This is a genomic window from Burkholderia sp. JP2-270 (assembly GCF_003233675.1).
Taxonomy (GTDB): domain Bacteria; phylum Pseudomonadota; class Gammaproteobacteria; order Burkholderiales; family Burkholderiaceae; genus Burkholderia; species Burkholderia pyrrocinia_C.
Window position 1 is genome coordinate 2,241,009 of record NZ_CP029824.1, and the last position, 25,150, is coordinate 2,266,158.

Below are 25,150 nucleotides of genomic sequence, written 5' to 3' on the forward strand. Positions count from 1 at the left end.
CGCGCGTCCAAACCAACCATTTCTGATTTCGACTTTCCGAATCCGGAAAAGCTGGGCGTCGGGCGAACGGCCGCTCCTGCGTCCGGTGTTCGAACGATCCACCCCTCGCCAGCCGCGCGGATTGGCCGACAATCAAAAAATTCGCCGGCGTGTGCGCCGCGCATGTCGATTTCCCGATGCGCCGCCCGTCGTATCCATGTCGACCGGGCTTGCGACAGCGTCGATGCGGCAGCCGGACCTGCCGCCGCGCAGCGCGGCGGGAGGCCGGTTCCGAGGGTTGCGGAAACGCGAAAGGAGACGCCAGATGCCGGATTCCCGATACCGCTGGGTGATCGTCGCCGCGGGCGGCCTGATGGGCTGCATCGCGATCGGCGCGATGTTTTCGCTGCCGGTGTTCCTGCGCGCGATTGCGCGCGACACGGGCTGGTCGATGACCGGCATTTCCGGCGCGATGACGCTCGGCTTCATCGCGATGGCCTTCGCGAGCATGGGGTGGGGCAGCCTGTCGGACCGCGTCGGCACGCGCGCGGTCGTCGTGACGGGCGCCGTGCTGCTGTCGGCGAGCCTCGCGCTGGCGAGCCGCGCGCCGTCGCTGCTCGCGTTCCAGCTGACCTTCGGCGTTGCCGTCGGCAGTGCGACGGCCGCGGTGTTCGCGCCGATGATGGCGTGCGTGACGGGCTGGTTCGACACGCACCGCAGCCTGGCGGTGTCGCTCGTGTCGGCCGGCATGGGGATGGCGCCGATGACGATGTCGCCGCTGGCCGCATGGCTCGTATCGACGCACGCCTGGCGCACGTCGATGCTGCTCGTCGCCGCGCTGGCGGCCGTCGTGATGATTCCGGCGTCGCTGCTGGTGCGCCGGGCGCCCGCGCTCGACCGTGCGCCGGCGGTGCCTGCCGGCGCGCCCGCGGCGATGTCGGTCGCGGATGCGCTGCGCTCGCCGCAGTTCATGGTGCTGCTGCTGACCAATTTCTTCTGCTGTGCGACCCACTCCGGCCCGATTTTCCATACGGTCAGCTACGCGGTGACGTGCGGAATCCCGCTGATCGTCGCGGTGTCGATCTACAGCGTCGAAGGGCTCGCGGGCATGGGCGGCCGGATCGTATTCGGGCTCCTCGGCGATCGTGTCGGCGCGAAGCGCATGCTGGTGGCCGGGCTGCTCGCGCAGGCGCTGGGCGCGCTCGGCTACTACTTCGTGCGCACGCTGGACGGGTTCTACGCGATCGCGACGCTGTTCGGCTTCATCTATGCGGGCGTGATGCCGCTGTATTCGGTGCTCGCGCGCGAGAATTTCCCGTTGCGGATGATGGGCACCGTGATCGGCGGCTGTGCAATGGCCGGCAGCCTTGGCATGGCCGCAGGGCCCGTTGCCGGCGGCCTGATCGTCGACACGTTCGGCAGTTACGGCTGGCTGTACCTCGGTTCGTTCGCGATCGGTCTCGGCGCGTTCCTGATCGCGATGATGTTCCGCCCGTTTGCGAAAGCGCGGCCGGAAACGGTGGCCGCGTGACCCGGCAGCGGAAGTGGGGCGGCGTCCGTTTCGCAGGATTGGCGACGCCCGCAACGCACCGCCGCAGATAAAAATCAGGGCCCGACACCGCCTGCATTTGCCGGTGCCCGGACGGCGCTTCGCCCGCTGCGGCGCAGCAGACCGGCAACTGGCGCCGATCGGCGCGCATGCGTCACGATTCGGCCCCTAAAAGCACAATATCGAGCATGTATTCGAAGGGCCTGTCATACCCGCGTCACCCTGCTAGAATTCGGCCTGCCGCATTGTTCCCATTGACTGATGAGATTGCTTGACGCCCTGGTCGAACAACGTATTGCCGCCGCCGCCGCGCGGGGCGAGTTCGACGATTTGCCGGGTACCGGCGCGCCGCAGGCGCTGGATGACGACCTGCTCGTGCCCGAGGAGGTGCGGATGGCCAACCGTATCCTGAAGAACGCGGGCTTCGTGCCGCCGGCCGTCGAGCAATTGCGCGCGCTGCGCAACCTGCATGACGAAGTGCAGGCGGTCAGCGACCGCGCCGCGCGCTGCCGGCTGCAGGCGAAGATCCTGGCGCTCGACATGGCGCTCGAATCGCTGCGCGGCGGCCCGATGGTGATGCCGCGCGACTACTGCCGTCGCATCGCGGAACGCCTGTGCGAGCGCGGGCTCGACGAGGCGCCCGCCGAAGCGGGGCCGATGTGACGTCCGACGCGCTGCACGACGCAGCCCGATCGGTGGCCGACGCGACCGCTGAACCCGCCGCACAGTCTCCTGCTCCCGAAACCGCACCCGTATCGGCGCGCGACCTGCATTTCATGCGGCTCGCGCAGGCCGCCGCGGAAGAGGCGCGCGCGGCCGGTGAAGTGCCGGTCGGCGCGGTGCTCGTGCGCGGCGACGAAGTGATCGCACGCGGCTTCAATCATCCGATCGGCGGGCACGACCCGTCGGCCCATGCGGAAATGGCGGCGCTGCGCATGGCCGCGCAAAATCTGCAGAATTACCGGATGCCCGGCTGCGAGCTGTACGTGACGCTCGAGCCCTGCCTGATGTGCGCGGGTGCGATCATGCACGCACGCATCGCGCGGGTCGTCTACGGCGCCGCCGATCCGAAGACGGGGGCATGCGGCAGCGTGATCGACGCGTTCGCGAATCCGCAGCTCAACCACCATACCGAAGTGACCGGCGGCGTGCTCGCCGACGAGTGCGGCGCCGCGCTGAAGTCGTTCTTCGCCGAGCGCCGTCGCGCGTTGCGCGAAGCACGGCTGGTTCGCGACGCAGAATCCGGCGCGTCATAGTCGCGCCCGGCCGCGCCTGTCGCCCGGGCGCGCACGGTTCCGCTGAACCGAAGACGGTTCGGACCCTCTAAGCAGGTTTGACGACCCGACACCTTTCGCCATGTCCTTCCAGCCCGCCGCGTCCTACACCATCCGCCTGCTGGCGCCATCCGGTTATCCGCACGATCCCGACGCGATCAATCGCGCGCTCGAACGCCTCAGCATCGCGCAGCAGCGCATCGAGAACATCGAAGCGACGCAGCGGCGCTTCCAGCGTTTCGGCGGCACCGACGGCGAGCGGGCAGGCGACCTGAACCGTCTCGCCGATCCCGAGCGGCCGCTGCCGGACATCGCGCTCGCGGTGCGCGGCGGCTACGGTGCCGCGCGGATCCTGCATGGGCTGGACTATCGCGGGCTCGAGCGCAGGCTGCGCGACCGGCCGGTCGCGCTCGTCGGCCACAGCGATTTCACGGCGATCCAGCTCGCGCTGTACGCGAAGGCGCGCATCAAGACGTTCGGCGGCCCGATGCTGTCCGCCGATTTCGGCGCGGAAACGCCGAGCGACTTCACGATGCAACACTTCTGGCAGACGCTGACGCAGCCGAGCACGACGATCATCGCCGAAGCACCGCAGGTGCAGACCGTGAACGTGACAGGCACGCTGTGGGGCGGCAACCTCGCGATCCTCGCGTCGCTCATCGGCACGCCTTACATGCCCGACATCGAGGGCGGCATCCTGTTTATCGAGGACGTCAACGAACAACCGTTCCGGATCGAGCGGATGATCTATCAACTGCACCTGTCGGGCCTGCTCGCGCGCCAGCAGGCGCTCGTGCTCGGCCAGTTCACGGGCGCGCGGCCGTTCGAGTACGACAACGGCTACGACATGCAGACGATGATCGACCAGGTGCGCGAGGTGATCGGCATTCCGGTCGTCACGGGCCTGCAGTTCGGCCATGTGCCCGACCTGCTGACGCTGCCGTTCGGCGCGCAGGCGCAACTGGTCGCGAATGCGCACGGGTTCCGGCTTACGCTGTCGGACTATCCGCACCTCGGATGATGCGGGCGCGGTCGATCGAAAGGCGGGTTTCCCGCCTTTTTCTTTATGTAATTGTGCAACTAACGGTCAAAAATTTCGGCTGACGCCGACAGAGTCGTCATCGGATTTTGCACCAGTTTTGTCAACAAAATGGCCGGGTGGATATACGATGAGACGGCCTCTGTCATGGCGTTCAGGCTTGATGTGCATGGATTTCGCACATCCTGCACCGATTGGAGTCGCGTCCATGCACGCCGATTGTGCGAAATTCCGGAAAAGAATTGTTGACAATATTTATGTCCGTCCTAGGATGAGGACCATCACACGATGCAGATCATGAACGAGCCCGATTCCCACCCGTCCGGTGCAGCCAGTCCCGAAGCGATCGCAGAGCGGATTCGCACGGCGATCCTCGAGCATCGGCTCGCGCCCGGCGCGAAGCTGACGGAGGCGCAGCTCTGCGACGTGTTCGGCGTGAAGCGCGGGACGATCCGCCAGGCGCTCGCGCAGCTCGCGACCGACAAGCTGGTCGAACTCGAGCCGAACCGCGGTGCGTTCGTCGCGAGCCCGACGCTGCAGGACGTGCACGAGGTGTTCGAGATGCGCCGGATCATCGAGCTCGCCGTGGTCGAGCGGCTCGCGACCGGGCCCGGCGCGAAGCGGCTGAAGGGCGTCGCCGCGCTGATCGACAAGGAACGCAAGGCGTTCGAGCGGCACGACTTCGCGGCATGGATCCGGCTGTCGGGCGAATTCCATACGGCGCTCGCCACGCTGATGGGCAATGCGACGCTCAGCGAGTGCCTCGAGGGGCTCGTCGCACGCTCGACGCTGATGTCGGCGCTGTACGAATCGCACGGGCGCAGCCCGTGTTCGTGCGACGACCACGACGAGATCCTCGCCGCGCTGGAGGCGGGCGATCCGAAGCGGGCGGTGACGCTGATGGCGCGCCACCTGCAGCATGTCGAACTGAAGATGCTGGACCGGCCCGCGCAAGGGCAGGTCGATCTGCGCGAAGTGTTCGGCGGCGCCTGAGCGGCGACGCGAACCCGGCCGCGCGCCACAGAACGAGAGCAATGCAGGCCTGCGGTGTTCGCCGCGGGCCGCTGGTCCGACTCCGGGCGACGATCCGGAGCGGTAACGATGACGGTGGAGCGGCCCCAGGCCGCATCAAGGAGAAGTCATGGCTCAGTTCAGTGTGGCGCACGACAGCGCCTATCCGGCGGAAGAAGGCGGCGAGGGCGGCGATCCGGCGCTGCCGGGCGGTTACAGCGAACGTCTGTATAACGAAGATTTGGCACCCCTAAAGAATCAGACATGGGGCTCGTACAACATCTTCGCGTTCTGGATGTCGGACGTGCACAGCGTCGGCGGCTATGTGTTCGCGGGCAGCCTGTTCGCGCTCGGACTGACGAGCTGGCAGGTGCTGATCGCGCTGATCGTAGGCATCGGCCTCGTGAACGTGCTGTGCAACCTGATCGCGCGGCCGAGCCAGCAGATCGGCGTGCCGTATCCGGTCGCGTGCCGCGCGACGTTCGGCGTGCTCGGTGCGAACGTGCCGGCCGTGATCCGCGGGCTGATCGCGATCGCGTGGTACGGCATCCAGACCTATCTCGCATCGAGCGCGCTCGTGATCGTCGTGCTGAAGTTCTTCCCGCAATGGCTGCCGTATGCGGACGTCCATCGCTACGGCTTCCTCGGGCTGTCCGCGGTCGGCTGGGCCGGGTTCATGCTGCTGTGGGTGCTGCAGGCGTTCGTGTTCTGGAACGGGATGGAGACGATCAAGAAGTTCATCGACTTCGCGGGCCCGGCCGTCTATGTCGTGATGTTCATCCTCGCCGGCTACATGGTGTGGCGTGCGGGCTGGCGCAACATCGGCATCAACCTCGGCGGCGTCAAGTATCACGGCGCGGAAGTGATCCCGGTGATGATCACGGCGGTGTCGCTGGTCGTGTCGTACTTCTCCGGGCCGATGCTGAATTTCGGCGATTTCTCGCGCTACTGCCGCTCGTTCGGCGAAGTGAAACGCGGCAATTTCTGGGGGCTGCCCGTCAACTTCCTCGCGTTCTCGCTCGTCACGGTGATCACGACGGCCGCGACGCTGCCGGTGTTCGGCGAACTCATCACCGACCCCGTCGAGACGGTCGGCCGCATCGACCATCCGACCGCGGTGATCCTCGGCGCGCTGACGTTCACGATCGCGACGATCGGCATCAACATCGTCGCGAACTTCGTGTCGCCCGCGTTCGATTTCTCGAACGTCGCGCCGCGCCTGATCAGCTGGCGCGCGGGCGGGATGCTCGCGGCCGTGGCGTCGATCTTCATCACGCCGTGGAACCTGTTCAACAACCCGGCCGTGATCCACTACACGCTCGACGTGCTCGGCGCGTTCATCGGCCCGCTGTACGGCGTGCTGATCGCCGACTTCTACCTCGTCAAGCGCGGCCGGCTCGTGCGCGACGACCTGTACACGATGTCGGAAAGCGGCACATACTGGTACACGGGCGGCGTGAACCGCCGTGCGCTCGCCGCGCTGCTGCCGGCTGCGGTGATCGCGGTCGTCTGCGTGATGGTGCCGGGCTGGCAGGGCGTCGCGAACTTCTCGTGGTTCATCGGCGCGGGGCTCGGCTTCGTGTTCTACCGGCTGCTCGTGAGCGCGAAGGCCTGAGGAGCACGAGATGAAGATCCGGCTGATCAATCCGAATACGACGCAGCGGATGACCGATGCGATGGGCCGCTGCGCGCGCGACGTCGCGGCCGCGGGCACGGAGATCGTCGCGGTGAGCCCGCCGATGGGGCCGCCGTCGATCGAAGGGTATTACGACGAGGCGCTCGCGACGCCCGGGCTGCTCGCCGAGATCGCGCAGGGCGAGCGCGACGGCTGCGACGCATACGTGATCGCGTGCTTCGGCGATCCGGGCCTCTATGCGGCGCGCGAGCTTGCGCGCGGGCCGGTGATCGGCATCGCCGAGGCCGCGATGCATGCGGCGAGCGTGCTCGCGCCGGGCTTCTCGGTCGTCACGACGCTCGCGCGTACCTGCGGGATGGCGTGGCACCTGGCCGAACGCTACGGAATGAAGCGGTTCTGCCGCAACGTGCGCGCGACCGACGTCGCGGTGCTCGAGCTCGACCGGCCGGGCTCCGCCGCACGCCGGATCATCGTCGACGAATGCCGGCGCGCGCTCGACGAGGACGGCGCGGACGCGATCGTGCTCGGCTGCGCCGGGATGGCCGAATTCGCGCACGAGATCGAGCAGCAGATCGGCGCGCCGGTGGTCGAGGGCGTCACGGCGGCCGTCAAGTGGGCCGAGGCGCTCGTTGCGCTGCGCCTCGCGACCGCGAAGCGCGGCGACTACGCGCGGCCGCTGCCGAAGCGCTACGACGGCGCATTCGCCCGCTTCAGCCCGCCGGACGGGGATGCGGCGGAGCCGGTCCCGAATTTGCCGCAACCGCACATACACACGGTCTGACATGCACTATCTGCGCCGCTGTATGGGCGCGTATGGACGTTTTCGCTACACTGGACCGTCATCGCATCGGCTCGCGCGGCCGCGCTGCGGCACCCGCGCGGTCGATGCGAACCCATTATTCCAGCGAACTTTCGCGGCACTTCGAACCATGTCACTCGATCCCAACTATCCTCGCGACCTGATCGGCTACGGCCGCCATCCCGTGCAGGCGAACTGGCCGGGGCGCGCCCGCGTCGCCGTGCAATTCGTGCTGAACTACGAAGAAGGCGGCGAGAACTGCGTGCTGCACGGTGATCCGGGCTCCGAGCAGTTCCTGTCCGAAATCGTCGGCGCGGCCGCGTATCCGGACCGCCACATGAGCATGGAGTCGATCTACGAATACGGTTCGCGGGCCGGCGTGTGGCGCATCCTGCGCGAATTCGAGAAGCGCGGGATGCCGCTGACGGTATTCGGCGTCGGCATGGCGATCGAGCGTCACCCGGAGCTCGCACGCGCGTTCGTCGAGCTCGGCCATGAGATCGCGTGCCACGGCTGGCGCTGGATCCATTACCAGAGCATGACGCCCGAACTCGAGGCCGAACACATGCGGCTCGGGATGGAGGCGATCGAGCGCGTGACGGGCGAGCGCCCGCTCGGCTGGTATACCGGCCGCGACAGCCCCAATACGCACCGTCTGGTCGCGGAATACGGCGGCTTCCTGTACGACTCCGACAACTACGGCGACGACCTGCCGTTCTGGATGGACGTCGCCGTGTCGGGCGGCGGTACGTCGCCGCAACTGATCGTGCCGTACACGCTCGATACGAACGACATGCGCTTCGCGACGCCGCAGGGCTTCAACACCGGCGATCACTTCTTCGACTATCTGCGCGACGCGTTCGACGTGCTGTACGCAGAGGGCGACGAGGCGCCGAAGATGCTGTCGATCGGCATGCACTGCCGACTGCTCGGCCGGCCGGGCCGGTTCCGCGGGCTGCAGCGGTTCCTCGATCACATCGAGAAGCACGATCGCGTATGGGTGACGCGCCGTGTCGATATCGCGCGTCACTGGCGTGAACATCATCCGTATCAGCCCAATCATCGAAACGAAGGGAAAGCATGAAGGCGATGCGTTACACGTTGAGTCAACTGAACACGATGGCGCCGAGCGCATTCGTCGCGGCGCTGTCGGGGATTTTCGAACATTCGCCGTGGGTGGCCGAGGTTGCCGCGGGCGAGCGGCCGTTTGCAAGCATCGACGCGCTGCACAAGACGATGTCGGGCGCGGTGGAAGCGGCTGGAGAAGCGCGCCAGCTCGCGCTGATCAACGCTCACCCGGAGCTGGCCGGCAAGGCCGCCGTGCGCGGCGAGCTGACGGCCGAGTCGACGCGCGAGCAGAGTGGTGCGGGCCTCGACCAGTGCACGCAGGAAGAGTTCGACAAGCTGCTGACGCTGAACCGCACATATCGCGAGAAGTTCGGCTTCCCGTTCATCCTCGCGGTGCGAGGTTATGACCGGCACGGCATCATCGCGAACTTCGAGTCGCGCGTGAATCATTCTCGCATCGAGGAACTGCGCGCGAGTCTCGACCAGATCTACCGGATCGCGCGCTTCCGCCTCGACGACCTGATCGACGCCTGACACCGCAATACGGCCTGCTGTGCCGCAGCGGCCCGAACGCATCACTGAAACAAGGAAACATCATGGCTGTTCCGCTTCTCGATCCCAACGCACCCGAATTCACGCGGCGCTACGTGAATCTTGCCGACCCGCGTCTCGGTGCGCAGGCGCTCGAAGCCAGCGACGATTTCTTCGCGCCGAAGGACCGGATGCTGAACCCCGAGCCGGCCGTCTTCATCCCCGGCAAGTACGACGACCACGGCAAGTGGATGGACGGCTGGGAGACGCGCCGCAAGCGCACGACGGGCTACGACTGGTGCATCGTCAAGCTCGCGCGCCCGGGCGTGATCAAGGGCTTCGACATCGACACGAGCCACTTCACCGGCAACTTCCCGCCGGCCGCGTCGATCGAGGCCGCCTTCGTGGCCGACGCCGCGCCGACGCATGCGACCGAGTGGATCGAGATCGTGCCGTCGACGACGCTGCAGGGCAACAGCCATCACTACGTCGAAGCAAGCGACGCACGTGCATTCACGCACCTGCGCGTGAACATCTATCCGGACGGCGGCATTGCGCGCCTGCGCGTGTACGGCCAGCCGCAGCTCGACTGGGCCGGTGCGAGCGCAACCGAGCAGTTCGATCTCGCGGCGATGGAAAACGGCGGCTACGTCGTGGCCGCGAACAACCAGCACTTCGGCGTCGCGTCGAACCTGCTGCTGCCGGGCCGCGGCGTGAACATGGGCGACGGCTGGGAAACCCGCCGCCGCCGCGAGCCGGGCAACGACTGGGCGATCATTGCGCTCGCGCAGCCGGGTGTGATCCGCAAGATCGAAGTCGATACCGCGTTCTTCAAGGGCAACTACCCGGACCGCTGCTCGATCCAGGCTGCCTACGTGTCGGGTGGCACCGACAGCTCGCTGATCACGCAGTCGATGTTCTGGCCGGTGCTGCTCGGCGAACAGAAGCTGCAGATGGACAAGCAGCACTACTTCGAAGCCGACATCGCGTCGCTCGGCCCCGTCACGCACGTGCGACTCAACATCATTCCGGACGGCGGCGTGTCGCGCCTGCGTCTGTGGGGGACGCTCGACAAATGAAGACGCTAGTTATCGAACCGCTGACCAAGGAAGCGTTCGCGCCGTTCGGCGACGTGATCGAAACGGAAGGAGCAAAGCAGATCCCGATCAATCTCGGCACGACGATCCGCTTTCACGATCTCGCGAAAGTCGACGTGACCGACGAAGACGGCCGCACGCTCGTCAACCTGTTTCGAGGCCAGCCGCGCACGCTGCCGTTCGAGGTGAAGATGCTCGAGCGGCACCCGCTCGGCAGCCAGGCATTCGTGCCGCTGAACGAGCAGCCGTATCTCGTCGTCGTGGCACCCGCGGGCGATCTCGACCCGGCGAAGATCCGCGCGTTCGTGACGAGCGGGTGGCAGGGCGTCAACTATGCGAAGGGCGTGTGGCATCACCCGCTGATCGCGCTCGGCGGCGTCAGCGATTTCATCGTCGTCGACCGGGGCGGCGACGGCCTGAATCTCAACGAACAGGATCTGCAGGAATCGCTGTGGCTCACCGACGAGGCGCAGCACGCGCTGGCGGCCTGAGTCGCCGGCGTTTCCGCGCCAGCTTGTCGAAACCCGCGCAACTTGCGCGGGTTTTTTTATGTGTGGCCGTTCATGCGCGATTCAGGTTGATATAGCCTTGCCCGTGTCGCGCGAACCGTTGCCGCCGCGACGCCGGTGCGCGACCGGCGCATGCTGCGCCATCAGGTCGGCGATCCATTCGACGAAGACGCGCAGCTTCGCGCTGACGTGCCGGTTCGGCGGGAACGCGACGTACATCGGCATCGGTTCGAGCTGCCACGCCTCGAACAGCGGCACCAGTTCGCCACGCTCGCGATGCGCGGCAGCCATGTAGTGGGGCAGCCACAGAATGCCCAGCCCGGCGAGGCCGGCCTCGAGGTACGCATTGCCGTCGTCGACGGCGAGCACGTAGCGCCCGCGCACGTCGACGCGCTCGCCGTCGCATTCCATCGCAAACGGCAGCGCCTTGCCGGTACGCGCCCACAGGAAGCCGACGATCCGGTGATGCGTGTCTTCCAGTTCAGCCGGATGCGACGGCGTGCCGGCGCGCGCGAGGTAGGCAGGCGACGCATACACGCCGAGCCGCAGGTCGCCGACGCGACGCGCGACCAGCGAGCGGTCGGCCGGTTCGCCGCCGCGCACGACGCAGTCGACGTTCTCGCCGATCACGTCCACCACGCGGTCGCTCACGCCCATGTCGAGCTGGATGTCAGGATAGCGAGCATGGAACGCGGGCAGCGCGGGGATCAGGATCAGGCGCGCGAACGGGCTCGGCACGTCCACGCGCAGCCGCCCCCGGGGCGACGCGGACGCCGCGGACAGGCTCGTTTCGGCATCGTCCATGTCGGCCAGCAGCCGCACCACGCGCTCGTAGTATGCGGCGCCGTCGGCGGTGACGACGACCTTGCGCGTCGTGCGGTTGAACAGCTTCACGCGCAGCCGCGCTTCGAGCTGCTGCACCAGTTGCGTGACGGTGGTGCGGCTCATGTGCAGCGTCTCGGCCGCCTTCGTGAAGCTGCCGGCTTCCACTACGCGGGCGAACGCCTGCATTGCGTCGAATCGATCCATCGGGTCAGGGCTCCGCGTCGGTCGGAAATTGTTTGGGGCGTGCAAACAGTGCTGGACAGGGTTGCCGGTTTATCCGCCGGGCGACGGTCCTTAAAGTGCCTTCATCGTTGATGCAGGGGCGGCTTCGCCCCACTGACTGATGGAGGTGTTGGATGGCAAAGCGTAGCGTAGTTTTCCCGCCCGGTCGCCGGGCGCTGTATGAGCGCAACCGCTATTCGCCGGCGCTGCGCTCGAACGGTTTCCTGTTCGTGTCCGGGCAGGTCGGCAGCCGCGACGACGGTTCGCCCGAGCCGGAGCTGGGCGCGCAGGTCCGCCGCGCGTTCGAGAACCTGAATGCGGTGCTGCGCGCGGCCGGCTGCACGTTCGACGATGTCGTCGACGTGACGGTGTTCCTCGTCGACCCCGCAGCGACGTTCGAGCGGATCTGGGAGATCGTCCCCGAGTATTGGGGCGACGCGCCGCACCCGACGCTGACCGCCGTCGGCGTGACCTGGCTGTACGGCTTCCAGTTCGAGATCAAGGCGATCGCGCGGCTGCCGGAGTCCGTCGACGGGTGATGTGCCGACAGCGCACCCGCGTTCCGAGGCTGGCTTGCGGACGAAGTCGCGGCGGTGCGTGCATGGTGCCGTCATCGTGCGTGCTATCGTGCCCGCATCGCCACTGCACGACGTCCTGTTCCGGACGTATTCCTCCGATGAGCCAACCTGAAAACGACCTCGTGATCCTGCTGCGCACGATGCAACCCGAGCTGCATCCGGGCGCGTTCGCGTTCGTCTCGCTGCCGACCGATGCAGACGTATCGTTATCCGAAACGATCGCGACGTTCCGCGAAGCGGAGGGGCTGACGGTCGTGGTCGGCGACGAGATGGCCGTGCGTCGAGGCTGGCCCGTGCTGTTCCGCGCCGCGTGGATCACGCTGACCGTGCATTCCGATCTCGCGGCCGTCGGCCTCACGGCGGCATTCGCGCGGGCGCTCGGTGCGGCCGGCATCAGTTGCAACGTGATGGCCGCCGCGTATCACGATCACATCTTCGTGCCGTTCGACGACGGCCCGCGCGCGCTCGAGGCGCTCGTCGCACTGCAGCGCGACGCGATGCACGGCTAGCGCGCCGCGCATTCGGAACACGCAAAAAAACGGGCCCGTCACCGGGCCCGCGAACGAAGAGGATTGCGCCGGCAACCGGCGCACGGCGGCTTACTTGACCGCGCCGCCCTCGAACCAGGCGGCGAGCTTCGTCCGTTCGTCGTCGGTCATGTGCGTGACGTTGCCGATCGGCATCGCCTTCAGGCGCACGGCCTGTTCGTAGATGCGCTGCGCGTTCTTCGACACTTCGTCCGGCGTGTCGAACATCACGCCCGCGGGCGCGCTGCCCATCAGCGTCGGCTTCGACGAGTGGCATTCGACGCAGCGCTGCTGCAGGATCGGCATGATGTCGTTGATCGCGATCTTCGGTGCGTTCGCGGCTTGCGCCTCCGGTGCTACCGGCTTCGGCATCGTCCACACCAGCGCGCCCGACAGCAGCGCGACGCCGCCGATCGGCAGGTACCACAGCTGCTTGCCGCGGTGACGCATCACGAAGAACTGGCGGATCAGCGCGCCGGCCAGCATGATCAGCACGAGCACGACCCAGTTGAACTTGTTCGTGTACGTCATCGCGTAGTGGTTCGACAGCATCGCGAACACGACGGGCAGCGTGAAGTACGTGTTGTGCACCGAGCGCTGCTTGCCGCGCTTGCCGTAGATCGGGTTCGGCTCTTCGCCCTTCAGCATCTTGTCGACCATCTTGCGCTGGCCGGGGATGATCACGAAGAACACGTTCGCCGACATGATCGTCGCGAGCATAGCGCCGACGATCAGGTAGGCCGCACGGCCCGAGAAGATGTGGCACGCGAGGTACGCTGCGACGACGACGTAGAGGCCGACGCAGATGCCGAGCACGCGGTCGTTGGTGCCGAGGATGCGGCACAGCGAGTCGTAGACGATCCAGCCGGCCATCAGGAAGCCGAGTGCGGATGCGACGGCGACGACCGGGCCCATGTCGAGCACGCTCTTGTCGATCAGGTACGTGTTCGGCGCGAGCAGGTACAGCACGAAGAACAGCGAGAAGCCCGACAGCCAGGTCGTGTACGACGGCCACTTCGACCAGTGCAGGTCATCCGGCATTTCCGGCGGGGCGACCGTGTACTTCTGCATGTTGTAGAAGCCGCCGCCGTGGACGTGCCACAGTTCGCCGAACACGCCGCGCTTGCGCTGGTTCGGGTCGGTCGGCGGTTTCAGGCTGTTGTCGAGCGCGACGAAATAGAACGACTCGCCGATCCACGCGATGGCGACGATGACGTGCAGCCATCGCAGCGCGAGGTTCAGCCAGTCGGTGATGAAGCCTTCCATGAAACTCCTCCAGACTCAGATCGTTTGTCGTTGATGCGGGCGCCGATGCGTATGTCAGCTGCCGCGATAGGTGCTGTACGACCACGGCGACACGAGCAGCGGTACGTGGTAGTGCGAGCCGGTGTCGGCGATGCCGAAGCGCAGCACGACGCGGTCGACGAAACGGGGTTCGGGCACCTTCACGCCGAGCGACGCGAAGTAGTCGCCGGCATGGAACACGAGTTCGTATTCGCCGGCGGCGAGCGCGGCGCCTTCGAGCAGGGGTTCGTCGCAGCGGCCGTCGCTATTGGTCAGCACGGTCTTGATCGCGCGGCGCGATTCGCCGTCCAGCGCGTAGAGGTCGACCTTGATTGCGGCGCCGGGACGACCGTGCGCCGTATCGAGTACGTGGGTAGTGAGCTTTCCCATTCGTTGTGTCCTTGTGTGAATGCGAGGTTCGGCGGCGACTCGATCCATTGACTGTGCGGCGGATCGAGGCTCCACGTCTCGTGGCTACATACCCGTCGGCGAGGTGAAGCGAGCGCCGTGCAGGCATTGTAAAAAGGTTCCCCGAGCAAATACGGGCGCGATATCAAAGATAATGCGCCGCGCATAAGCGGCTGTCGACGGCACGCCGGATATGGCTTTCAGCCTGCGTTTCGGGCGTCCGGCGGCAGGGCGGACCAGGCGCGCGCGGCGTACCATATCGGAACCGTGAAGTGCGGTATTACGGATTGCGCATTGTGCGCCGCGCGTGCTTGGGCGATCCTCCCGCCGTGCGCGTCGGCCTGTGGCCCGCGCGTACCCCGAAGACGGCGAGCACGCCGGGTAACCGGGCCAGGGCGTTCGAACGGACGCAGGCACCGGGGCGTGCCGCGAATCAGCGTTCGAACGGCTTTGTGACCGTCCCCAGGATCAAGCCCTGGGGCCGACCGACGCGGAGAACGCATGAACCTCGAGCAGCACGCCGGCGCACGCGCGCCGAACGCATCCCCATCCCGCCCGAAAACCCTGCTGGTCAAGCACGCCGACGTGCTGGTGACCATGGACGACACGCGCCGCGAATTGCGCGACGCGGGGCTCTACATCGAAGACAACCGGATCGTCGCGGTCGGAACGACCGCCGAGCTGCCCGACACGGCCGACGAAGTGCTCGACCTGCGCGGCCACCTCGTGATCCCGGGGCTCGTGAATACGCACCACCACATGTACCAGAGCCTCACGCGCGCGGTGCCGGCCGCGCAGAATGCCGAACTGTTCGGCTGGCTCACGAACCTGTACCGGATCTGGGCGCACCTGACGCCCGAGATGATCGAGGTGTCGACGCTCACCGCGATGGCCGAACTGCTGCAATCGGGCTGCACGACGTCGAGCGACCACCTGTACATCTATCCGAACGGCAGCCGGCTCGACGACAGCATCGGCGCCGCGCAGCGGATCGGCATGCGCTTTCACGCGAGCCGTGGCGCGATGAGCGTCGGCCAGCGCGACGGCGGGCTGCCGCCCGATTCGGTCGTCGAGCGCGAACCCGACATCCTGCGCGACACGCGGCGCCTGATCGAGACCTATCACGACGAAGGCCGCTACGCGATGCTGCGCGTGGTGGTCGCGCCGTGCTCGCCGTTCTCGGTGAGCCGCGACCTGATGCGCGACGCGGCCGGGCTCGCGCGCGAGTACGGCGTGTCGCTGCACACGCACCTCGCGGAGAACGTCAACGACATCGCGTACAGCCGCGAGAAGTTCGGGATGACGCCCGCCGAATATGCGGAAGATCTCGGCTGGGTCGGCCACGACGTATGGCATGCGCACTGCGTGCAGCTCGACGATGCGGGCATCGGCCTGTTCGCGCGCACCGGCACGGGCGTCGCGCACTGTCCGTGCTCGAACATGCGGCTCGCGTCGGGTATCGCGCCGGTAAGGAAGATGCGTCTCGCGGGCGTGCCGGTCGGCCTCGGCGTCGACGGCTCCGCGTCGAACGACGGCGCGCAGATGGTCGCGGAAGTGCGGCAGGCGCTGCTGCTGCAGCGGGTCGGCTTCGGGCCCGATGCAATGACCGCGCGCGAAGCGCTCGAGATCGCGACGCTCGGCGGCGCGAAGGTGCTGAACCGCGACGATATCGGCGCGCTGAAGCCCGGCATGGCCGCGGACTTCGCCGCGTTCGACCTGCGCCAGCCGCTGTTCGCAGGCGCGCTGCACGATCCGGTCGCGGCGCTCGTGTTCTGCGCGCCGTCGCAGGCGGCGTACACGGTGGTGAACGGGAAGGTGGTGGTGCGCGAAGGGCGGCTGGCGACGCTCGACCTGCCGCCGGTCATCGAGCGCCATAACGCGCTCGCGCATGCACTGGTCGACGCATCGCGCTGAACGAAGCATGAAGCGATATGGCGGCCGCGTTGCCGGGCATGCCGCCAGCTGCTAGCCGTCACCGCGCCGCGACGGCGCGGGCGGCGCGTGCCGTTACGCTTCGATCAGCGTGCGGGTCGCTTCGGCGACGAGGCTGCGCAGCCAGCGCACTTCGTCGGAGTAGTGGCAGCGTTCGTGCCACAGCTGGTAGTACTGCATCGGCGGGAAGTCGAGCGGTGCCGGCACGACCGACAGCGGCAGGAACTTCGCGTAGTGATCGGCGAACAGGCGCGTGGTCGTGAAGATCAAGTCGGACTTCACGAGCACGTACGGCGCGAGGTTGAAGTACGGCAGCGTGACGACCACATGGCGCTTGAGCCGTTCGCGTGCGAGATGCACGTCGATCGCGCCGCGCTGGCCGACCGAGTAAGGCGTCGGCGCGAGATGCGGCGCGTTCAGGTACTGGTCGAGCGTGAGCCCGCCGCGCTTCGCGAACGGGTGCGTGTTGCTCATCAGGCAGACGATCTCGTCGACGAACAGGTTCGACAGGTGCAGCTGCTCGGGCGGTTCGGGCCAGTTGCCGACGACGATGTCGAGCTTGCCGTCTTCCAGCGCAAGTTCGTAGTCGAATGCGGGGCCGAGCGAGTGAAACTCGAGCGTCGCGTTCGGCGCGGCCAGGCGGAAGCGCTCGACGACGGTCGGCACGAACAGCACGTTCAGGTAGTCGGGGCAGCCGATCCGGTAGCAGCGGATCGACGTGGCCGGGTCGAAGTTGTGCTGCTGGAACTTGATGCGCTCGATTTCACGCAGTGCGTTCTGCACGGGCTCGAGCAAACGCAGCCCGTATTCGGTCGGCACCATGCCGGATTTGCCGCGCACCAGCAGCGGATCGCCGGTGATGTCGCGCAGGCGCCGCAGCGCGGCGCTGATCGCCGGTTGCGACTGGTTCAGTTTGACGGCCGCGCGCGTGACGCTGCGCTCCATCAACAAGGTGTGCAAGACGCGCAAGAGGTACGTGTCGATCGCCTCGCGTTGCTGACTCATGATTTCTCCAGGTTATATGGCTGGGCTGATCGATGGGTACTGTGGGTATATCGTTTTTAATATGAACGAAAGTCAGCGTCAAGAGATGGATACCCGCAGGCACCCGCCGGCCGGGCCGCGACAAGGGGCCCGAACGGGACGGAATGCGAGGCGCGCGGCGCCGCGCGGATGCGCGTTGCGCGTATCCGGGTCGCGGTGCGGCGTGTGATGCGAGGTGCGCGTCAGTCGTCGATGCGCATGCCGACCTTCAGCGTGACCTGCCAGTGAACGACGTGGTCGCCTTCGATGTGGCCGCGCGTTTCGGTCACCTGGAACCAGTGCAGGTTGCGCAGCGTCTTGCCGGCCTTCGAGATCGCGTTGCGGATGGCGTCGTCGCTCGATTGCTGCGACGAACCGGTCAGTTCGATCAGCTTGTACACGTGGTCGCTCATGATGCGCTCCCTGGGATATCCGTATGGTTCGCCGGTGCAAGCCGCGGTCCCGAAGCTGCGCCGCGCGTGCCCGGCTTCTTGAGTGATAGGTATGATGGGCGGCAAGTGCAACCCATATCGGAGACGAGGAACATCGTGGAAGTCGGATTTTGCGGACCGGGATTGATGGGCGCGCCGATGATTTGGCATCTGCTGGCGGCCGGGCATCGGGTCAGCGTGTGGAATCGCTCGCGCGACAAGGCCGAGGCGCTCGTGAAGGACGGCGCGCAGGTGGTCGGCACGCCGCGCGAGCTGGCGGAGCGCGTCGATACGGTGTTCGTGTGCGTGCTCGACGGGCGTGCGGTCGGCGACGTCGTGTTCGGCGAGCATGGGCTGCTTTCCGGTGACGCGGCGGCGCGCCGCCTGCGGCGCATCGTCGATCATTCGAGCATCCCGCCTGCCGCGACGCGCGACTACGCGGCGCGCGCGGCCGCGCTCGGCGCAGGCTGGGTCGATGCGCCCGTGTCGGGCGGCGTGCCGGGCGCGCAGGCCGGCACGCTCGCGGTGATGGCCGGCGGCCGCGCGGCCGATCTCGACGCGGTGCGGCCGCTGATCGGCACGTATGCATCGCGCATCACGCACATGGGCGACGCGGGCGCCGGCCAGACGGCGAAGCTGTGCAACCAGGCGATCGTCACCGCGACGGTGACCGCGATTGCCGAGGCCGTCGGCCTGGCGCAGGCGAGCGGCATCGACGCCGCGCGGCTGGCCGAGGCGCTGGCCGGCGGCTGGGCCGATTCGGTGCTGCTGCAGACGTTCGTGCCGCGCATGACGTCGGACGGTCACGCACCGATCGGCGCGCTGAGCACATTCCAGAAGGATGTCGATGCGATCGCCGACGCGGCGCGCGACACGGGGGCGGTGATGCCCGTGTCGGCCACCGTGCAGCAGGTGCTGCGGCTGGGCGCCGCGCAGGGGCTCGCCGGCGCCGATTTCGCTGCGTTCATCGACATCGTGCGGCCCGGCAACGGGCGTCGGCAGCCCGCATGACGGGCAAGCGGCGCGCGTGAATGGCAGATGGGCCGCCCGGAGGCGGCCCATCGAATGACTGGCGGTTCAGCCGAGGGAGCGTGGTGTCGTGTCGCCGGCGTTCTGGCGACCGAGCCCGCCGCGCAGGCTCGCTTTCGTGCCTGCACCAAACTCGGGCAGGATGCGCGCGCGTGCCCGGCTCGCGAATACCAGGAAGCCGAAGCCGTTCGCTTCGTACCAGTACCCGCCGTTTTCGAGGCCGTCCAGCGGCTGCTCGAGCGCGTTGGCGATCGATTCGATGCAGCGCTTGCGCAGCTCGGCGATGGCCGGATAGGGCGGCTGTGCGCCGCGCACGCTGCACAGGAGCACGTCGAGACCGGGTAGCACATGCGCGTAGAGGACGGGTTCGTCCTGCGCACGGGCGCGGGCAATCTTGGTGTCGAGCTGGGCGAAAGGTTTCGAGTGACGCAACACCGCGAGGAATGACTCCTGGCCATCCTGTTGGGCACGCCGACGTTTTTTCGGGAAGGACATAAACACTCGCCTCAAAAACAATTGCAAGAAATGCGGCACTTTCATGCGACCCACTCCCGGCTATGTACGCCGCATGTCGATCCTTTATAGCACACGAAAATGCTGCATTCGTGCAGTACGACGATCAATGTCTCCCGTCGACCTGCTCGCCATGATCGACACAGCCAGCGTCTTGGCGCCCGTACTGTCGTTTAGTCTCCATCATAGACCCGCTTTCCCCGCGCGTGCATTCGCGCGTCACAAAAAAATGAAACCGGCTGCATGCGGCGGGCGGTGCACGGCGTGCGCAATAAAAAGGCCCGCACGGGGCGGGCCTGGCGGGCGGGGCGCTCGGCGCTCAGCGCTGCTTGAGCGAATCGCGGATCTCGCGCAGCAGCACGGTGTCTTCCGGCGTCGCGGCCGGCGCGGCTTCTTCCGGCTTGCGCAGCTTGTTGATGAATTTCACCATCAGGAAAATGATGAACGCGAGGATGACGAAATTGATCGCCACGGTAATGAACGAGCCGTAGCCGAACGCGGCGACACCGGCCGTCTGCAGGTCCTTGAACGAATCGGGATTACCCTTGAACGTCGGAGGGATGGTGCCGAGCAGAACGAACTTGTTCGAGAAATCCAGGCCGCCCGTCAGCAAGCCGATGACCGGCATGATGAGGTCTTTCACGACCGAGTCGACGATCTTCGAGAAGGCGCCGCCGATGATCACGCCGACGGCGAGATCCATCACGTTGCCCTTGACGGCGAACTCCTTGAATTCCTTGATGATGCTCATGAGCGGCTTTCTCCTGGTTGGGGCGAAGGGAGGCGTGCCGCGACGCGCAGGATTGCAATGCGTCGAATGAGGGTCGGTGGCACGCCGATGGCCGCATGATAGCGAACGCTCCCCATTGCCGGTAGCCCATCTTGAAATGATTGACAAATCCGCGCGTCGGCGCGCGGCCGGTGATGCAGGGGAGCGTGGCGTGTGTAGCAGCGCGTCGACGGGAATGTCGGCGCGCTGCCGAAGGTCAGGTGTTGTCGTCCGTCCAGCCGTCGTCGTTGCTGCCGAGATCGACGTTGCCGCTGCCGCCGTCGCTCCAGTTCGACGCATCGCCGCGGCCGAGGTCGAAGCCCGGGTCGGCATCCTGCCGGCGGCGCTCGCCGTCGACGATCACGTCGCGTTCGACCACGCGCTCGCGGCCGCCCGACATCGCCTCGCCGAGCAGCACGCCGGTCAGCAGCCCGCCCATCCCGCCGCCGAAACCACCGCCGCCTTGCTGGATCACGACAGGCGGCTGTTGTTGCGGGTAGGGCTGTTGCGGGTACGGCTGGCCCTGCGCGCCCGTCATGCGATCGGCTTCCTGCGCGTATACGGAGCCGCTGCCGTTCGCCGGCGGCGCGGGTTGCGCGGTCGGATCGGGGCGGCCTTCGACGCGTGCCTTCACGCTGGCATGACGCTGTTCGAGTTCGTCGACCTGATACGGCGGCACCGGATTCTTGCCGTTCGACAGCGTCTCGACGAGCGTGCGCGCGTCGGTCTCGATCGCTTCGAGCTCGCCCATCAGCGCCGCGGCGCCGGGCGCCGTCGACAGCTTCGCGTCGAGTTTCAGCGGACGGATGTCGTTCAGCACGTCGGTCGCACGCTTGAGCTGCGTGCGGCGTTCGTCGTCGGCGCGGCTGTTGTCGGCCGTGCGTGCACGCCGCAGAGTCCAGCGCAGCACCAGCGCGATTACCGCGACGATCAGCCCGAGGCCGATCCACATGCCGGTCGACGGGCCGTGTTTTTCGGCCGGCGCGACGGCGGGCACGAGCGACGGCTGCAGCGTGCCGGCCTGTGTGGCTGACGGCGCGTTGCCGCTCGCGCGCGCGGCGTCGGCGCGAATGCGCGACTCGGTCTGCGCGAAGCGCGACGCGTCGGTGAAGCGCAATTGCGGATCGAGCGACTTCGCTCGCTGCAGCTGCGCGAGCGCGTCGGGCGCGCGGCCTTCGCGGTCCAGCACCTGCGCATACAGGTAGCGCGCGTGTGCGTTGTTCGGATGGGCGTCGATGACTTGCGACAACTGCGTGTCGGCTTGTTGCCAGTTGCGCTGGGCGATCGACTGCTCGACCTGCTGCAGCGACGGTACGGCAAACGCGGCGGACGACAGCAGCATCAGCGAGAGGCCGAGTGCGGCGAGAGATTTCTTCATGGTCGAACCGGGCGCAGGCGCCCGTCTCCTGACGATCGGTTCGCGCCGCGCGCCCGGGCGGGCCGCGGCGCGGTTGCCGTTACTGCGTGGGCGTGTCGAGCTGCTTCTTCAGCGCGGCGAGGCGATCCTCGACCGACGGGCCCTTGTTCAGCGCGGCGAGCTTGTCGTCGAGCGCCTTTCCGCTCGACGTGTCGGCCGAATTGAGGCGAGCGTCCGAGCGTGCGTTCTGCAGTGCGACCTTGTCCTCGAGCTTCTGGAAATCCTCGGACAGGTTCTTGCCGCCAATGCCGCCCAAGGCGCTTGCCGCGACATCCTTCGCCTGCGCGATTTCCTGCTTGGCCTGCAGGATGTTCGAGCGCGCGTTCAGGTCGTTGCGGCGCTGGCGCATGTCGGCGATCTGCCCCTTCAGCTTGTCGACCGACGGTTCGAGCGTCGTCAGCTCGGCCGCGAGCGCGTCGCGCTCGGCTTCCGCGTTCGACTGCGCGGCCAGTGCCTCGCGTGCGAGCGCTTCGTCGCCGGACTGCAGCGCGCGCTTCGCGCCGTCCTCGTACTTCTTCACCTTGTCGTCGGCCGCATCGCGCTTGCTGCGCTGGGTCGCGACCTGTGCCTCGATCTCGATCAGCGAATTTTCGGCACGACCGATGCTGTCGTCGAGCTCCCGCACGATCTGCCGTGCGTCGCGCGACGGATCCTGTACCGAATCGGCCGCATCGTTCAGCAGGCCTTTGATCGTGCGCGAAACAGAGTCGAAAAGCGACATGAAATCCTCCGTGGTTGAAAGGCGCCGCGTGACCGCGGCAATGCCCGCCGCGGGCCGGTTGCGACCTGCGTGAGCCGGCGGATATTACACCACCGGTTCACTTAAATACGGCTTAAACGCGCGAGTTCAAGCGGCTTGCGTATCGGGATGACAAACCTTTCGCGATTGAAAGAAAATCGGCCGCGCGTGCCATATTGCGTGTCCATGATAGGCCGAGGATGCCGACAATACGTTCCGCAAATCACGGCGTTGCGGGAATTTTTACAAAAAATCGCGAAGGCACCCGGTCGATTTCATTAAAATGCGCTGTCACGTCGCGGGAACGGATCGCCGCGCGGCGGGGTCTGTCGACGTGACAGTCGCATTTCGATGCACCCGCTCTGATCCATCCGCTTGCATTTCCGCATGCGTCCGAGGGCGCCACGTACGCCCGCCATTCCGACATGCCAATTATCAAACGACCACCTTCTTCTTCCGACAGGAACGAACCCCACTACACGCTGCGCCGTTCGCCGTCCGGGGCCTATTACCCCGATGACGAGGATCGCGACCATCGCGACGACGGCCGCCGCGCGCAGCGCAGCGGCGGCGGGGGCCGTCGCACCTTCGGTTCGCGCGTCGCGCTGTGGTTCGCCGGCCTGTTCGCCACGCTGGCGATCGTCGGTGCGTTGATCGTCGGCTACGCGCTGGTCGTGATGGCGCCGCAACTGCCGTCGCTCGATGCGCTGACCAACTACCAGCCGAAGGTGCCGCTGCGCGTGTTCACGGCCGATCACGTGCTGATCGGCGAGTTCGGCGAGGAGCGCCGCAGCCTCGTGCGCTTCCAGGACATTCCGGACGTGATGAAGAAGGCGGTGCTCGCGATCGAGGACTACCGCTTCTACGAGCACGGCGGCGTCGATTTCGTCGGCATCCTGCGGGCGGGCGTCGCCGACCTGATGCACGGCGGTGCGCGCCAGGGCGCGAGCACGATCACGATGCAGGTCGCGCGCAACTTCTTCCTGTCGAGCGAGAAGACCTACACGCGCAAGATCTACGAGATGCTGCTCGCGTACAAGATCGAGAAGGCCCTGACGAAGGACCAGATCCTCGAGCTGTACATGAACCAGATCTATCTCGGCCAGCGCGCGTACGGCTTCGCGGCCGCCGCGCGGGTCTATTTCGGCAAGGACCTGAAGGACATCACGCTCGCGGAAGCGGCGATGCTCGCGGGGCTGCCGAAGGCGCCGTCCGCGTATAACCCGGTCGTGAATCCGAAGCGCGCGAAGGTGCGCCAGGAATACATCCTGAAGCGCATGCTCGAGGTCGGCTACATCACGCAGCCGCAGTACGACGCGGCCGTGAAGGAAGAGATCCACGTGCGCACGCCGGGCAACCAGTACGCGGTGCACGGCGAATACGTCGCCGAGATGGTGCGGCAGATGATGTACCAGCAGTACAAGGACGAAACCTATACGCGCGGGCTGACCGTCACGACGACGATCAACTCGTCCGACCAGGAAGCCGCGTACCAGGCCGTGCGTCGCGGCATTCTCGACTACGAGCGCCGCCACGGCTATCGCGGGCCGGAAGCGTCGATCAACCTGCCCGCGGCCGGCGACGACCGCGACGAGGCGATCGACGATGCGCTCGCCGATCACCCGGACAACGGCGACCTGCAGTCGGCGGTCGTGCTGTCGGCCTCGCCGAACGCGGTCGAGGTGCAGTTCGTCGGCGGCGCGACGACGACGATCGGCCCGGCCGGGCTGCGCTTCGTGTCGGCCGCGCTTGGGCCACGCGCGAACAACGCGCTGCGCATCAAGCCGGGCTCGATCGTGCGCGTGCTGAAGGACGGCAAGACGGGCTGGCAGGTCGTGCAGCTGCCGCAGGTCGAAGGCGCGCTCGTCGCGATCGCGCCGCAGGACGGCGCGATCCGCTCGCTCGTCGGCGGCTTCGACTTCAACAAGAGCAAGTTCAACCACGTGACGCAGGCATGGCGGCAGCCGGGCTCGTCGTTCAAGCCGTTCATCTATTCGGCATCGCTCGACAAGGGCCTCGGGCCGGCGACGATCATCAACGACGCGCCGCTGTACTTCCCGCCGAGCGTGCCGGGCGGCACCGCGTGGGAGCCGAAGGACGACGACCAGCCGGACGGCCCGATGACGATGCGCACCGGCCTGCAGCGCTCGAAGAACCTCGTGTCGATCCGGATCCTCGCCTCGATCGGTACGCAGTATGCGCAGCAGTACGTGACGCAGCGCTTCGGCTTCGATCCCGCGAAGACGCCGCCGTACCTGCCGATGGCGCTCGGCGCGGGCCTCGTGACGCCGCTGCAGCTCGCGACCGGCTACGCGGTGTTCGCGAACGGTGGCTACAAGGTCGATCCGTACCTGATCGCCGAAGTCGACGACGCGCGCGGCCAGGCACTGCAGAAGTCGCAGCCGGTGATCGCGGGCAGCACCGCGCCGCGCACGATCGAAGGCCGCAACGCGTACGTGATGAACAGCTTGCTGCATACGGTCGCGACGGCCGGCACGGGCGCGGGCACCAACGCACTGGGCCGCAGCGACCTGCAGGGCAAGACGGGTACGACGAACGATGCGAAGGACGGCTGGTTCGCCGGCTACCAGCAGTCGCTCGTCGCGGTCGCGTGGATGGGCTTCGACCAGCCGAAGAGCCTCGGCAGCCGCGAATTCGGCGCGCAGCTCGCGCTGCCGATCTGGGTGAACTACATGCGCACCGCGCTGAACGGCGTGCCGGAGCAGCAGATGCCGATGCCGGACGGCCTGACCTCGCTCGACGGCGAGCTGTTCTACGCCGATCGCACGCCGGGCAACGGCTTCGTCGGGAACGTCGACATCAATCCGGCCGAGAATGCGATCAGCGCGAACGACGCACTCGGCTCGGCCGGCGCGGCAGGGCTCACGCCGCCGCCCGTCACGCCGCAGGAGAAGCAGCAGATCATGGACATGTTCGAGAGCAAGTAAGCGGTACGCCGCT

25 protein-coding genes are annotated in these 25,150 nt (G+C 67.0%); 16 read left to right on the plus strand and 9 right to left on the minus strand.

From position 1 onward, the window contains the following. Positions 1-304 precede the first annotated feature (304 nt). The 11 genes from DM992_RS10640 to DM992_RS10690 all read left to right on the plus strand — a co-directional run bounded on the left by DM992_RS10640 (position 305) and on the right by DM992_RS10690 (position 10,474). Positions 305-1,510, plus strand: coding sequence for an MFS transporter (locus DM992_RS10640; protein ID WP_111016770.1), 1,206 nt, complete (start codon positions 305-307; stop codon positions 1,508-1,510). A gap of 279 nt (positions 1,511-1,789) precedes the next feature. Then, positions 1,790-2,191, plus strand: coding sequence for a DnaJ family domain-containing protein (locus DM992_RS10645; protein WP_111016771.1), 402 nt, complete (start codon positions 1,790-1,792; stop codon positions 2,189-2,191). Positions 2,192-2,223: 32 nt separating this feature from the next. Next, positions 2,224-2,784 (plus strand): tRNA adenosine(34) deaminase TadA, encoded by a 561-nt coding sequence (tadA, locus tag DM992_RS10650; protein WP_111017882.1) that lies wholly within the window; start codon positions 2,224-2,226, stop codon positions 2,782-2,784. 100 nt (positions 2,785-2,884) lie between these two features. Beyond that, on the plus strand, positions 2,885-3,823 hold the full coding sequence (gene ldcA / locus DM992_RS10655; RefSeq protein ID WP_111016772.1) for a muramoyltetrapeptide carboxypeptidase: 939 nt from the start codon (positions 2,885-2,887) through the stop codon (positions 3,821-3,823). A gap of 306 nt (positions 3,824-4,129) precedes the next feature. Then, entirely contained in the window at positions 4,130-4,834 is a 705-nt protein-coding gene (locus DM992_RS10660; protein ID WP_034181153.1) for a GntR family transcriptional regulator, read from the plus strand. A gap of 148 nt (positions 4,835-4,982) precedes the next feature. Continuing rightward, positions 4,983-6,467: an NCS1 family nucleobase:cation symporter-1 gene (locus tag DM992_RS10665; protein WP_111016773.1), complete on the plus strand. Its 1,485-nt coding sequence runs from the start codon at positions 4,983-4,985 to the stop codon at positions 6,465-6,467. A gap of 10 nt (positions 6,468-6,477) precedes the next feature. After that, positions 6,478-7,269 carry an aspartate/glutamate racemase family protein gene (locus tag DM992_RS10670; RefSeq protein ID WP_047900969.1) on the plus strand — a complete coding sequence of 264 codons (792 nt, stop codon included), beginning with the start codon at positions 6,478-6,480 and terminating at the stop codon, positions 7,267-7,269. Between the two features lie 148 nt (positions 7,270-7,417). Continuing rightward, positions 7,418-8,371: an allantoinase PuuE gene (gene puuE, locus DM992_RS10675; RefSeq protein ID WP_111016774.1), complete on the plus strand. Its 954-nt coding sequence runs from the start codon at positions 7,418-7,420 to the stop codon at positions 8,369-8,371. After that, positions 8,368-8,889 (plus strand): 2-oxo-4-hydroxy-4-carboxy-5-ureidoimidazoline decarboxylase, encoded by a 522-nt coding sequence (gene uraD / locus DM992_RS10680; RefSeq protein WP_111016775.1) that lies wholly within the window; start codon positions 8,368-8,370, stop codon positions 8,887-8,889. The genes puuE and uraD overlap by 4 nt, the downstream gene beginning before the upstream one ends. A gap of 62 nt (positions 8,890-8,951) precedes the next feature. Continuing rightward, a complete protein-coding gene (alc, locus tag DM992_RS10685) occupies positions 8,952-9,965 on the plus strand; it encodes an allantoicase (RefSeq protein ID WP_111016776.1) in 1,014 nt (337 codons plus the stop codon). Then, positions 9,962-10,474, plus strand: coding sequence for an ureidoglycolate lyase (locus tag DM992_RS10690; RefSeq protein WP_111016777.1), 513 nt, complete (start codon positions 9,962-9,964; stop codon positions 10,472-10,474). The genes alc and DM992_RS10690 overlap by 4 nt, the downstream gene beginning before the upstream one ends. An 81-nt stretch (positions 10,475-10,555) precedes the next feature. Here DM992_RS10690 and DM992_RS10695 read toward each other — a convergent pair whose 3' ends face one another. Further along, positions 10,556-11,521 (minus strand): LysR family transcriptional regulator, encoded by a 966-nt coding sequence (locus tag DM992_RS10695; RefSeq protein WP_111016778.1) that lies wholly within the window; start codon positions 11,519-11,521, stop codon positions 10,556-10,558. Positions 11,522-11,673: 152 nt separating this feature from the next. Between DM992_RS10695 and DM992_RS10700 the strand changes: the two genes are divergently transcribed. Beyond that, positions 11,674-12,078 (plus strand): RidA family protein, encoded by a 405-nt coding sequence (locus tag DM992_RS10700; protein ID WP_111016779.1) that lies wholly within the window; start codon positions 11,674-11,676, stop codon positions 12,076-12,078. Positions 12,079-12,215: 137 nt separating this feature from the next. Further along, positions 12,216-12,626 carry an ACT domain-containing protein gene (locus DM992_RS10705; RefSeq protein WP_111016780.1) on the plus strand — a complete coding sequence of 137 codons (411 nt, stop codon included), beginning with the start codon at positions 12,216-12,218 and terminating at the stop codon, positions 12,624-12,626. A gap of 90 nt (positions 12,627-12,716) precedes the next feature. Here DM992_RS10705 and DM992_RS10710 read toward each other — a convergent pair whose 3' ends face one another. Both DM992_RS10710 and uraH read right to left on the minus strand, forming a co-directional pair. Beyond that, entirely contained in the window at positions 12,717-13,910 is a 1,194-nt protein-coding gene (locus DM992_RS10710; protein ID WP_111016781.1) for a urate hydroxylase PuuD, read from the minus strand. A 54-nt stretch (positions 13,911-13,964) separates the two neighbouring features. Then, complete coding sequence (uraH, locus tag DM992_RS10715; protein ID WP_011352401.1) at positions 13,965-14,318, minus strand: hydroxyisourate hydrolase; 354 nt, start codon at positions 14,316-14,318, stop codon at positions 13,965-13,967. A 519-nt stretch (positions 14,319-14,837) separates the two neighbouring features. On the opposite strand from uraH, the gene DM992_RS10725 reads away from it, so the two are divergent. Continuing rightward, positions 14,838-16,250: an 8-oxoguanine deaminase gene (locus DM992_RS10725; RefSeq protein WP_111016782.1), complete on the plus strand. Its 1,413-nt coding sequence runs from the start codon at positions 14,838-14,840 to the stop codon at positions 16,248-16,250. Positions 16,251-16,343: 93 nt separating this feature from the next. Here DM992_RS10725 and DM992_RS10730 read toward each other — a convergent pair whose 3' ends face one another. Together DM992_RS10730 and DM992_RS10735 are read right to left on the minus strand one after the other, a co-directional pair. After that, on the minus strand, positions 16,344-17,273 hold the full coding sequence (locus DM992_RS10730; protein ID WP_006478550.1) for a LysR substrate-binding domain-containing protein: 930 nt from the start codon (positions 17,271-17,273) through the stop codon (positions 16,344-16,346). Between the two features lie 221 nt (positions 17,274-17,494). Beyond that, on the minus strand, positions 17,495-17,704 hold the full coding sequence (locus DM992_RS10735; RefSeq protein ID WP_111016783.1) for a dodecin: 210 nt from the start codon (positions 17,702-17,704) through the stop codon (positions 17,495-17,497). A gap of 135 nt (positions 17,705-17,839) precedes the next feature. Here DM992_RS10735 and DM992_RS10740 point away from each other — a divergent pair, with 135 nt between their 5' ends. After that, positions 17,840-18,733 carry an NAD(P)-dependent oxidoreductase gene (locus DM992_RS10740; RefSeq protein ID WP_111016784.1) on the plus strand — a complete coding sequence of 298 codons (894 nt, stop codon included), beginning with the start codon at positions 17,840-17,842 and terminating at the stop codon, positions 18,731-18,733. 66 nt (positions 18,734-18,799) lie between these two features. On the opposite strand, the gene DM992_RS10745 is transcribed toward DM992_RS10740, so the two are convergent. The 4 genes from DM992_RS10745 to DM992_RS10760 all read right to left on the minus strand — a co-directional run bounded on the left by DM992_RS10745 (position 18,800) and on the right by DM992_RS10760 (position 22,171). Next, complete coding sequence (locus DM992_RS10745) at positions 18,800-19,246, minus strand: hypothetical protein (protein ID WP_027784713.1); 447 nt, start codon at positions 19,244-19,246, stop codon at positions 18,800-18,802. 337 nt (positions 19,247-19,583) lie between these two features. Beyond that, on the minus strand, positions 19,584-20,015 hold the full coding sequence (gene mscL / locus DM992_RS10750; RefSeq protein WP_111016785.1) for a large conductance mechanosensitive channel protein MscL: 432 nt from the start codon (positions 20,013-20,015) through the stop codon (positions 19,584-19,586). A gap of 235 nt (positions 20,016-20,250) precedes the next feature. Further along, positions 20,251-21,411: a tetratricopeptide repeat protein gene (locus DM992_RS10755; RefSeq protein ID WP_111016786.1), complete on the minus strand. Its 1,161-nt coding sequence runs from the start codon at positions 21,409-21,411 to the stop codon at positions 20,251-20,253. A gap of 79 nt (positions 21,412-21,490) precedes the next feature. Further along, on the minus strand, positions 21,491-22,171 hold the full coding sequence (locus DM992_RS10760) for a PspA/IM30 family protein (protein WP_111016787.1): 681 nt from the start codon (positions 22,169-22,171) through the stop codon (positions 21,491-21,493). Between the two features lie 443 nt (positions 22,172-22,614). On the opposite strand from DM992_RS10760, the gene DM992_RS10765 reads away from it, so the two are divergent. Continuing rightward, on the plus strand, positions 22,615-25,137 hold the full coding sequence (locus tag DM992_RS10765) for a penicillin-binding protein 1A (RefSeq protein WP_111016788.1): 2,523 nt from the start codon (positions 22,615-22,617) through the stop codon (positions 25,135-25,137). Positions 25,138-25,150: the final 13 nt, after the last annotated feature.

What these genes read in the sequence shown, in the direction of transcription:
- uraD (WP_111016775.1), top strand. Translation starts at nt 8,368, where the DNA reads ATGAAGGCGATGCGTTACACGTTGAGTCAACTGAACACGATGGCGCCG.
- ldcA (WP_111016772.1), top strand. Translation starts at nt 2,885, where the DNA reads ATGTCCTTCCAGCCCGCCGCGTCCTACACCATCCGCCTGCTGGCGCCA.
- DM992_RS10705 (WP_111016780.1), top strand. Translation starts at nt 12,216, where the DNA reads ATGAGCCAACCTGAAAACGACCTCGTGATCCTGCTGCGCACGATGCAA.
- DM992_RS10690 (WP_111016777.1), top strand. Translation starts at nt 9,962, where the DNA reads ATGAAGACGCTAGTTATCGAACCGCTGACCAAGGAAGCGTTCGCGCCG.
- DM992_RS10745 (WP_027784713.1), bottom strand. Translation starts at nt 19,246, where the DNA reads ATGTCCTTCCCGAAAAAACGTCGGCGTGCCCAACAGGATGGCCAGGAG.
- DM992_RS10645 (WP_111016771.1), top strand. Translation starts at nt 1,790, where the DNA reads ATGAGATTGCTTGACGCCCTGGTCGAACAACGTATTGCCGCCGCCGCC.
- DM992_RS10695 (WP_111016778.1), bottom strand. Translation starts at nt 11,521, where the DNA reads ATGGATCGATTCGACGCAATGCAGGCGTTCGCCCGCGTAGTGGAAGCC.
- DM992_RS10755 (WP_111016786.1), bottom strand. Translation starts at nt 21,411, where the DNA reads ATGAAGAAATCTCTCGCCGCACTCGGCCTCTCGCTGATGCTGCTGTCG.
- DM992_RS10765 (WP_111016788.1), top strand. Translation starts at nt 22,615, where the DNA reads ATGCCAATTATCAAACGACCACCTTCTTCTTCCGACAGGAACGAACCC.
- alc (WP_111016776.1), top strand. Translation starts at nt 8,952, where the DNA reads ATGGCTGTTCCGCTTCTCGATCCCAACGCACCCGAATTCACGCGGCGC.
- DM992_RS10725 (WP_111016782.1), top strand. Translation starts at nt 14,838, where the DNA reads ATGAACCTCGAGCAGCACGCCGGCGCACGCGCGCCGAACGCATCCCCA.
- DM992_RS10730 (WP_006478550.1), bottom strand. Translation starts at nt 17,273, where the DNA reads ATGAGTCAGCAACGCGAGGCGATCGACACGTACCTCTTGCGCGTCTTG.
- DM992_RS10760 (WP_111016787.1), bottom strand. Translation starts at nt 22,171, where the DNA reads ATGTCGCTTTTCGACTCTGTTTCGCGCACGATCAAAGGCCTGCTGAAC.
- DM992_RS10710 (WP_111016781.1), bottom strand. Translation starts at nt 13,910, where the DNA reads ATGGAAGGCTTCATCACCGACTGGCTGAACCTCGCGCTGCGATGGCTG.
- DM992_RS10665 (WP_111016773.1), top strand. Translation starts at nt 4,983, where the DNA reads ATGGCTCAGTTCAGTGTGGCGCACGACAGCGCCTATCCGGCGGAAGAA.
- DM992_RS10735 (WP_111016783.1), bottom strand. Translation starts at nt 17,704, where the DNA reads ATGAGCGACCACGTGTACAAGCTGATCGAACTGACCGGTTCGTCGCAG.
- DM992_RS10700 (WP_111016779.1), top strand. Translation starts at nt 11,674, where the DNA reads ATGGCAAAGCGTAGCGTAGTTTTCCCGCCCGGTCGCCGGGCGCTGTAT.
- uraH (WP_011352401.1), bottom strand. Translation starts at nt 14,318, where the DNA reads ATGGGAAAGCTCACTACCCACGTACTCGATACGGCGCACGGTCGTCCC.
- mscL (WP_111016785.1), bottom strand. Translation starts at nt 20,015, where the DNA reads ATGAGCATCATCAAGGAATTCAAGGAGTTCGCCGTCAAGGGCAACGTG.
- DM992_RS10660 (WP_034181153.1), top strand. Translation starts at nt 4,130, where the DNA reads ATGCAGATCATGAACGAGCCCGATTCCCACCCGTCCGGTGCAGCCAGT.
- DM992_RS10640 (WP_111016770.1), top strand. Translation starts at nt 305, where the DNA reads ATGCCGGATTCCCGATACCGCTGGGTGATCGTCGCCGCGGGCGGCCTG.
- puuE (WP_111016774.1), top strand. Translation starts at nt 7,418, where the DNA reads ATGTCACTCGATCCCAACTATCCTCGCGACCTGATCGGCTACGGCCGC.
- DM992_RS10670 (WP_047900969.1), top strand. Translation starts at nt 6,478, where the DNA reads ATGAAGATCCGGCTGATCAATCCGAATACGACGCAGCGGATGACCGAT.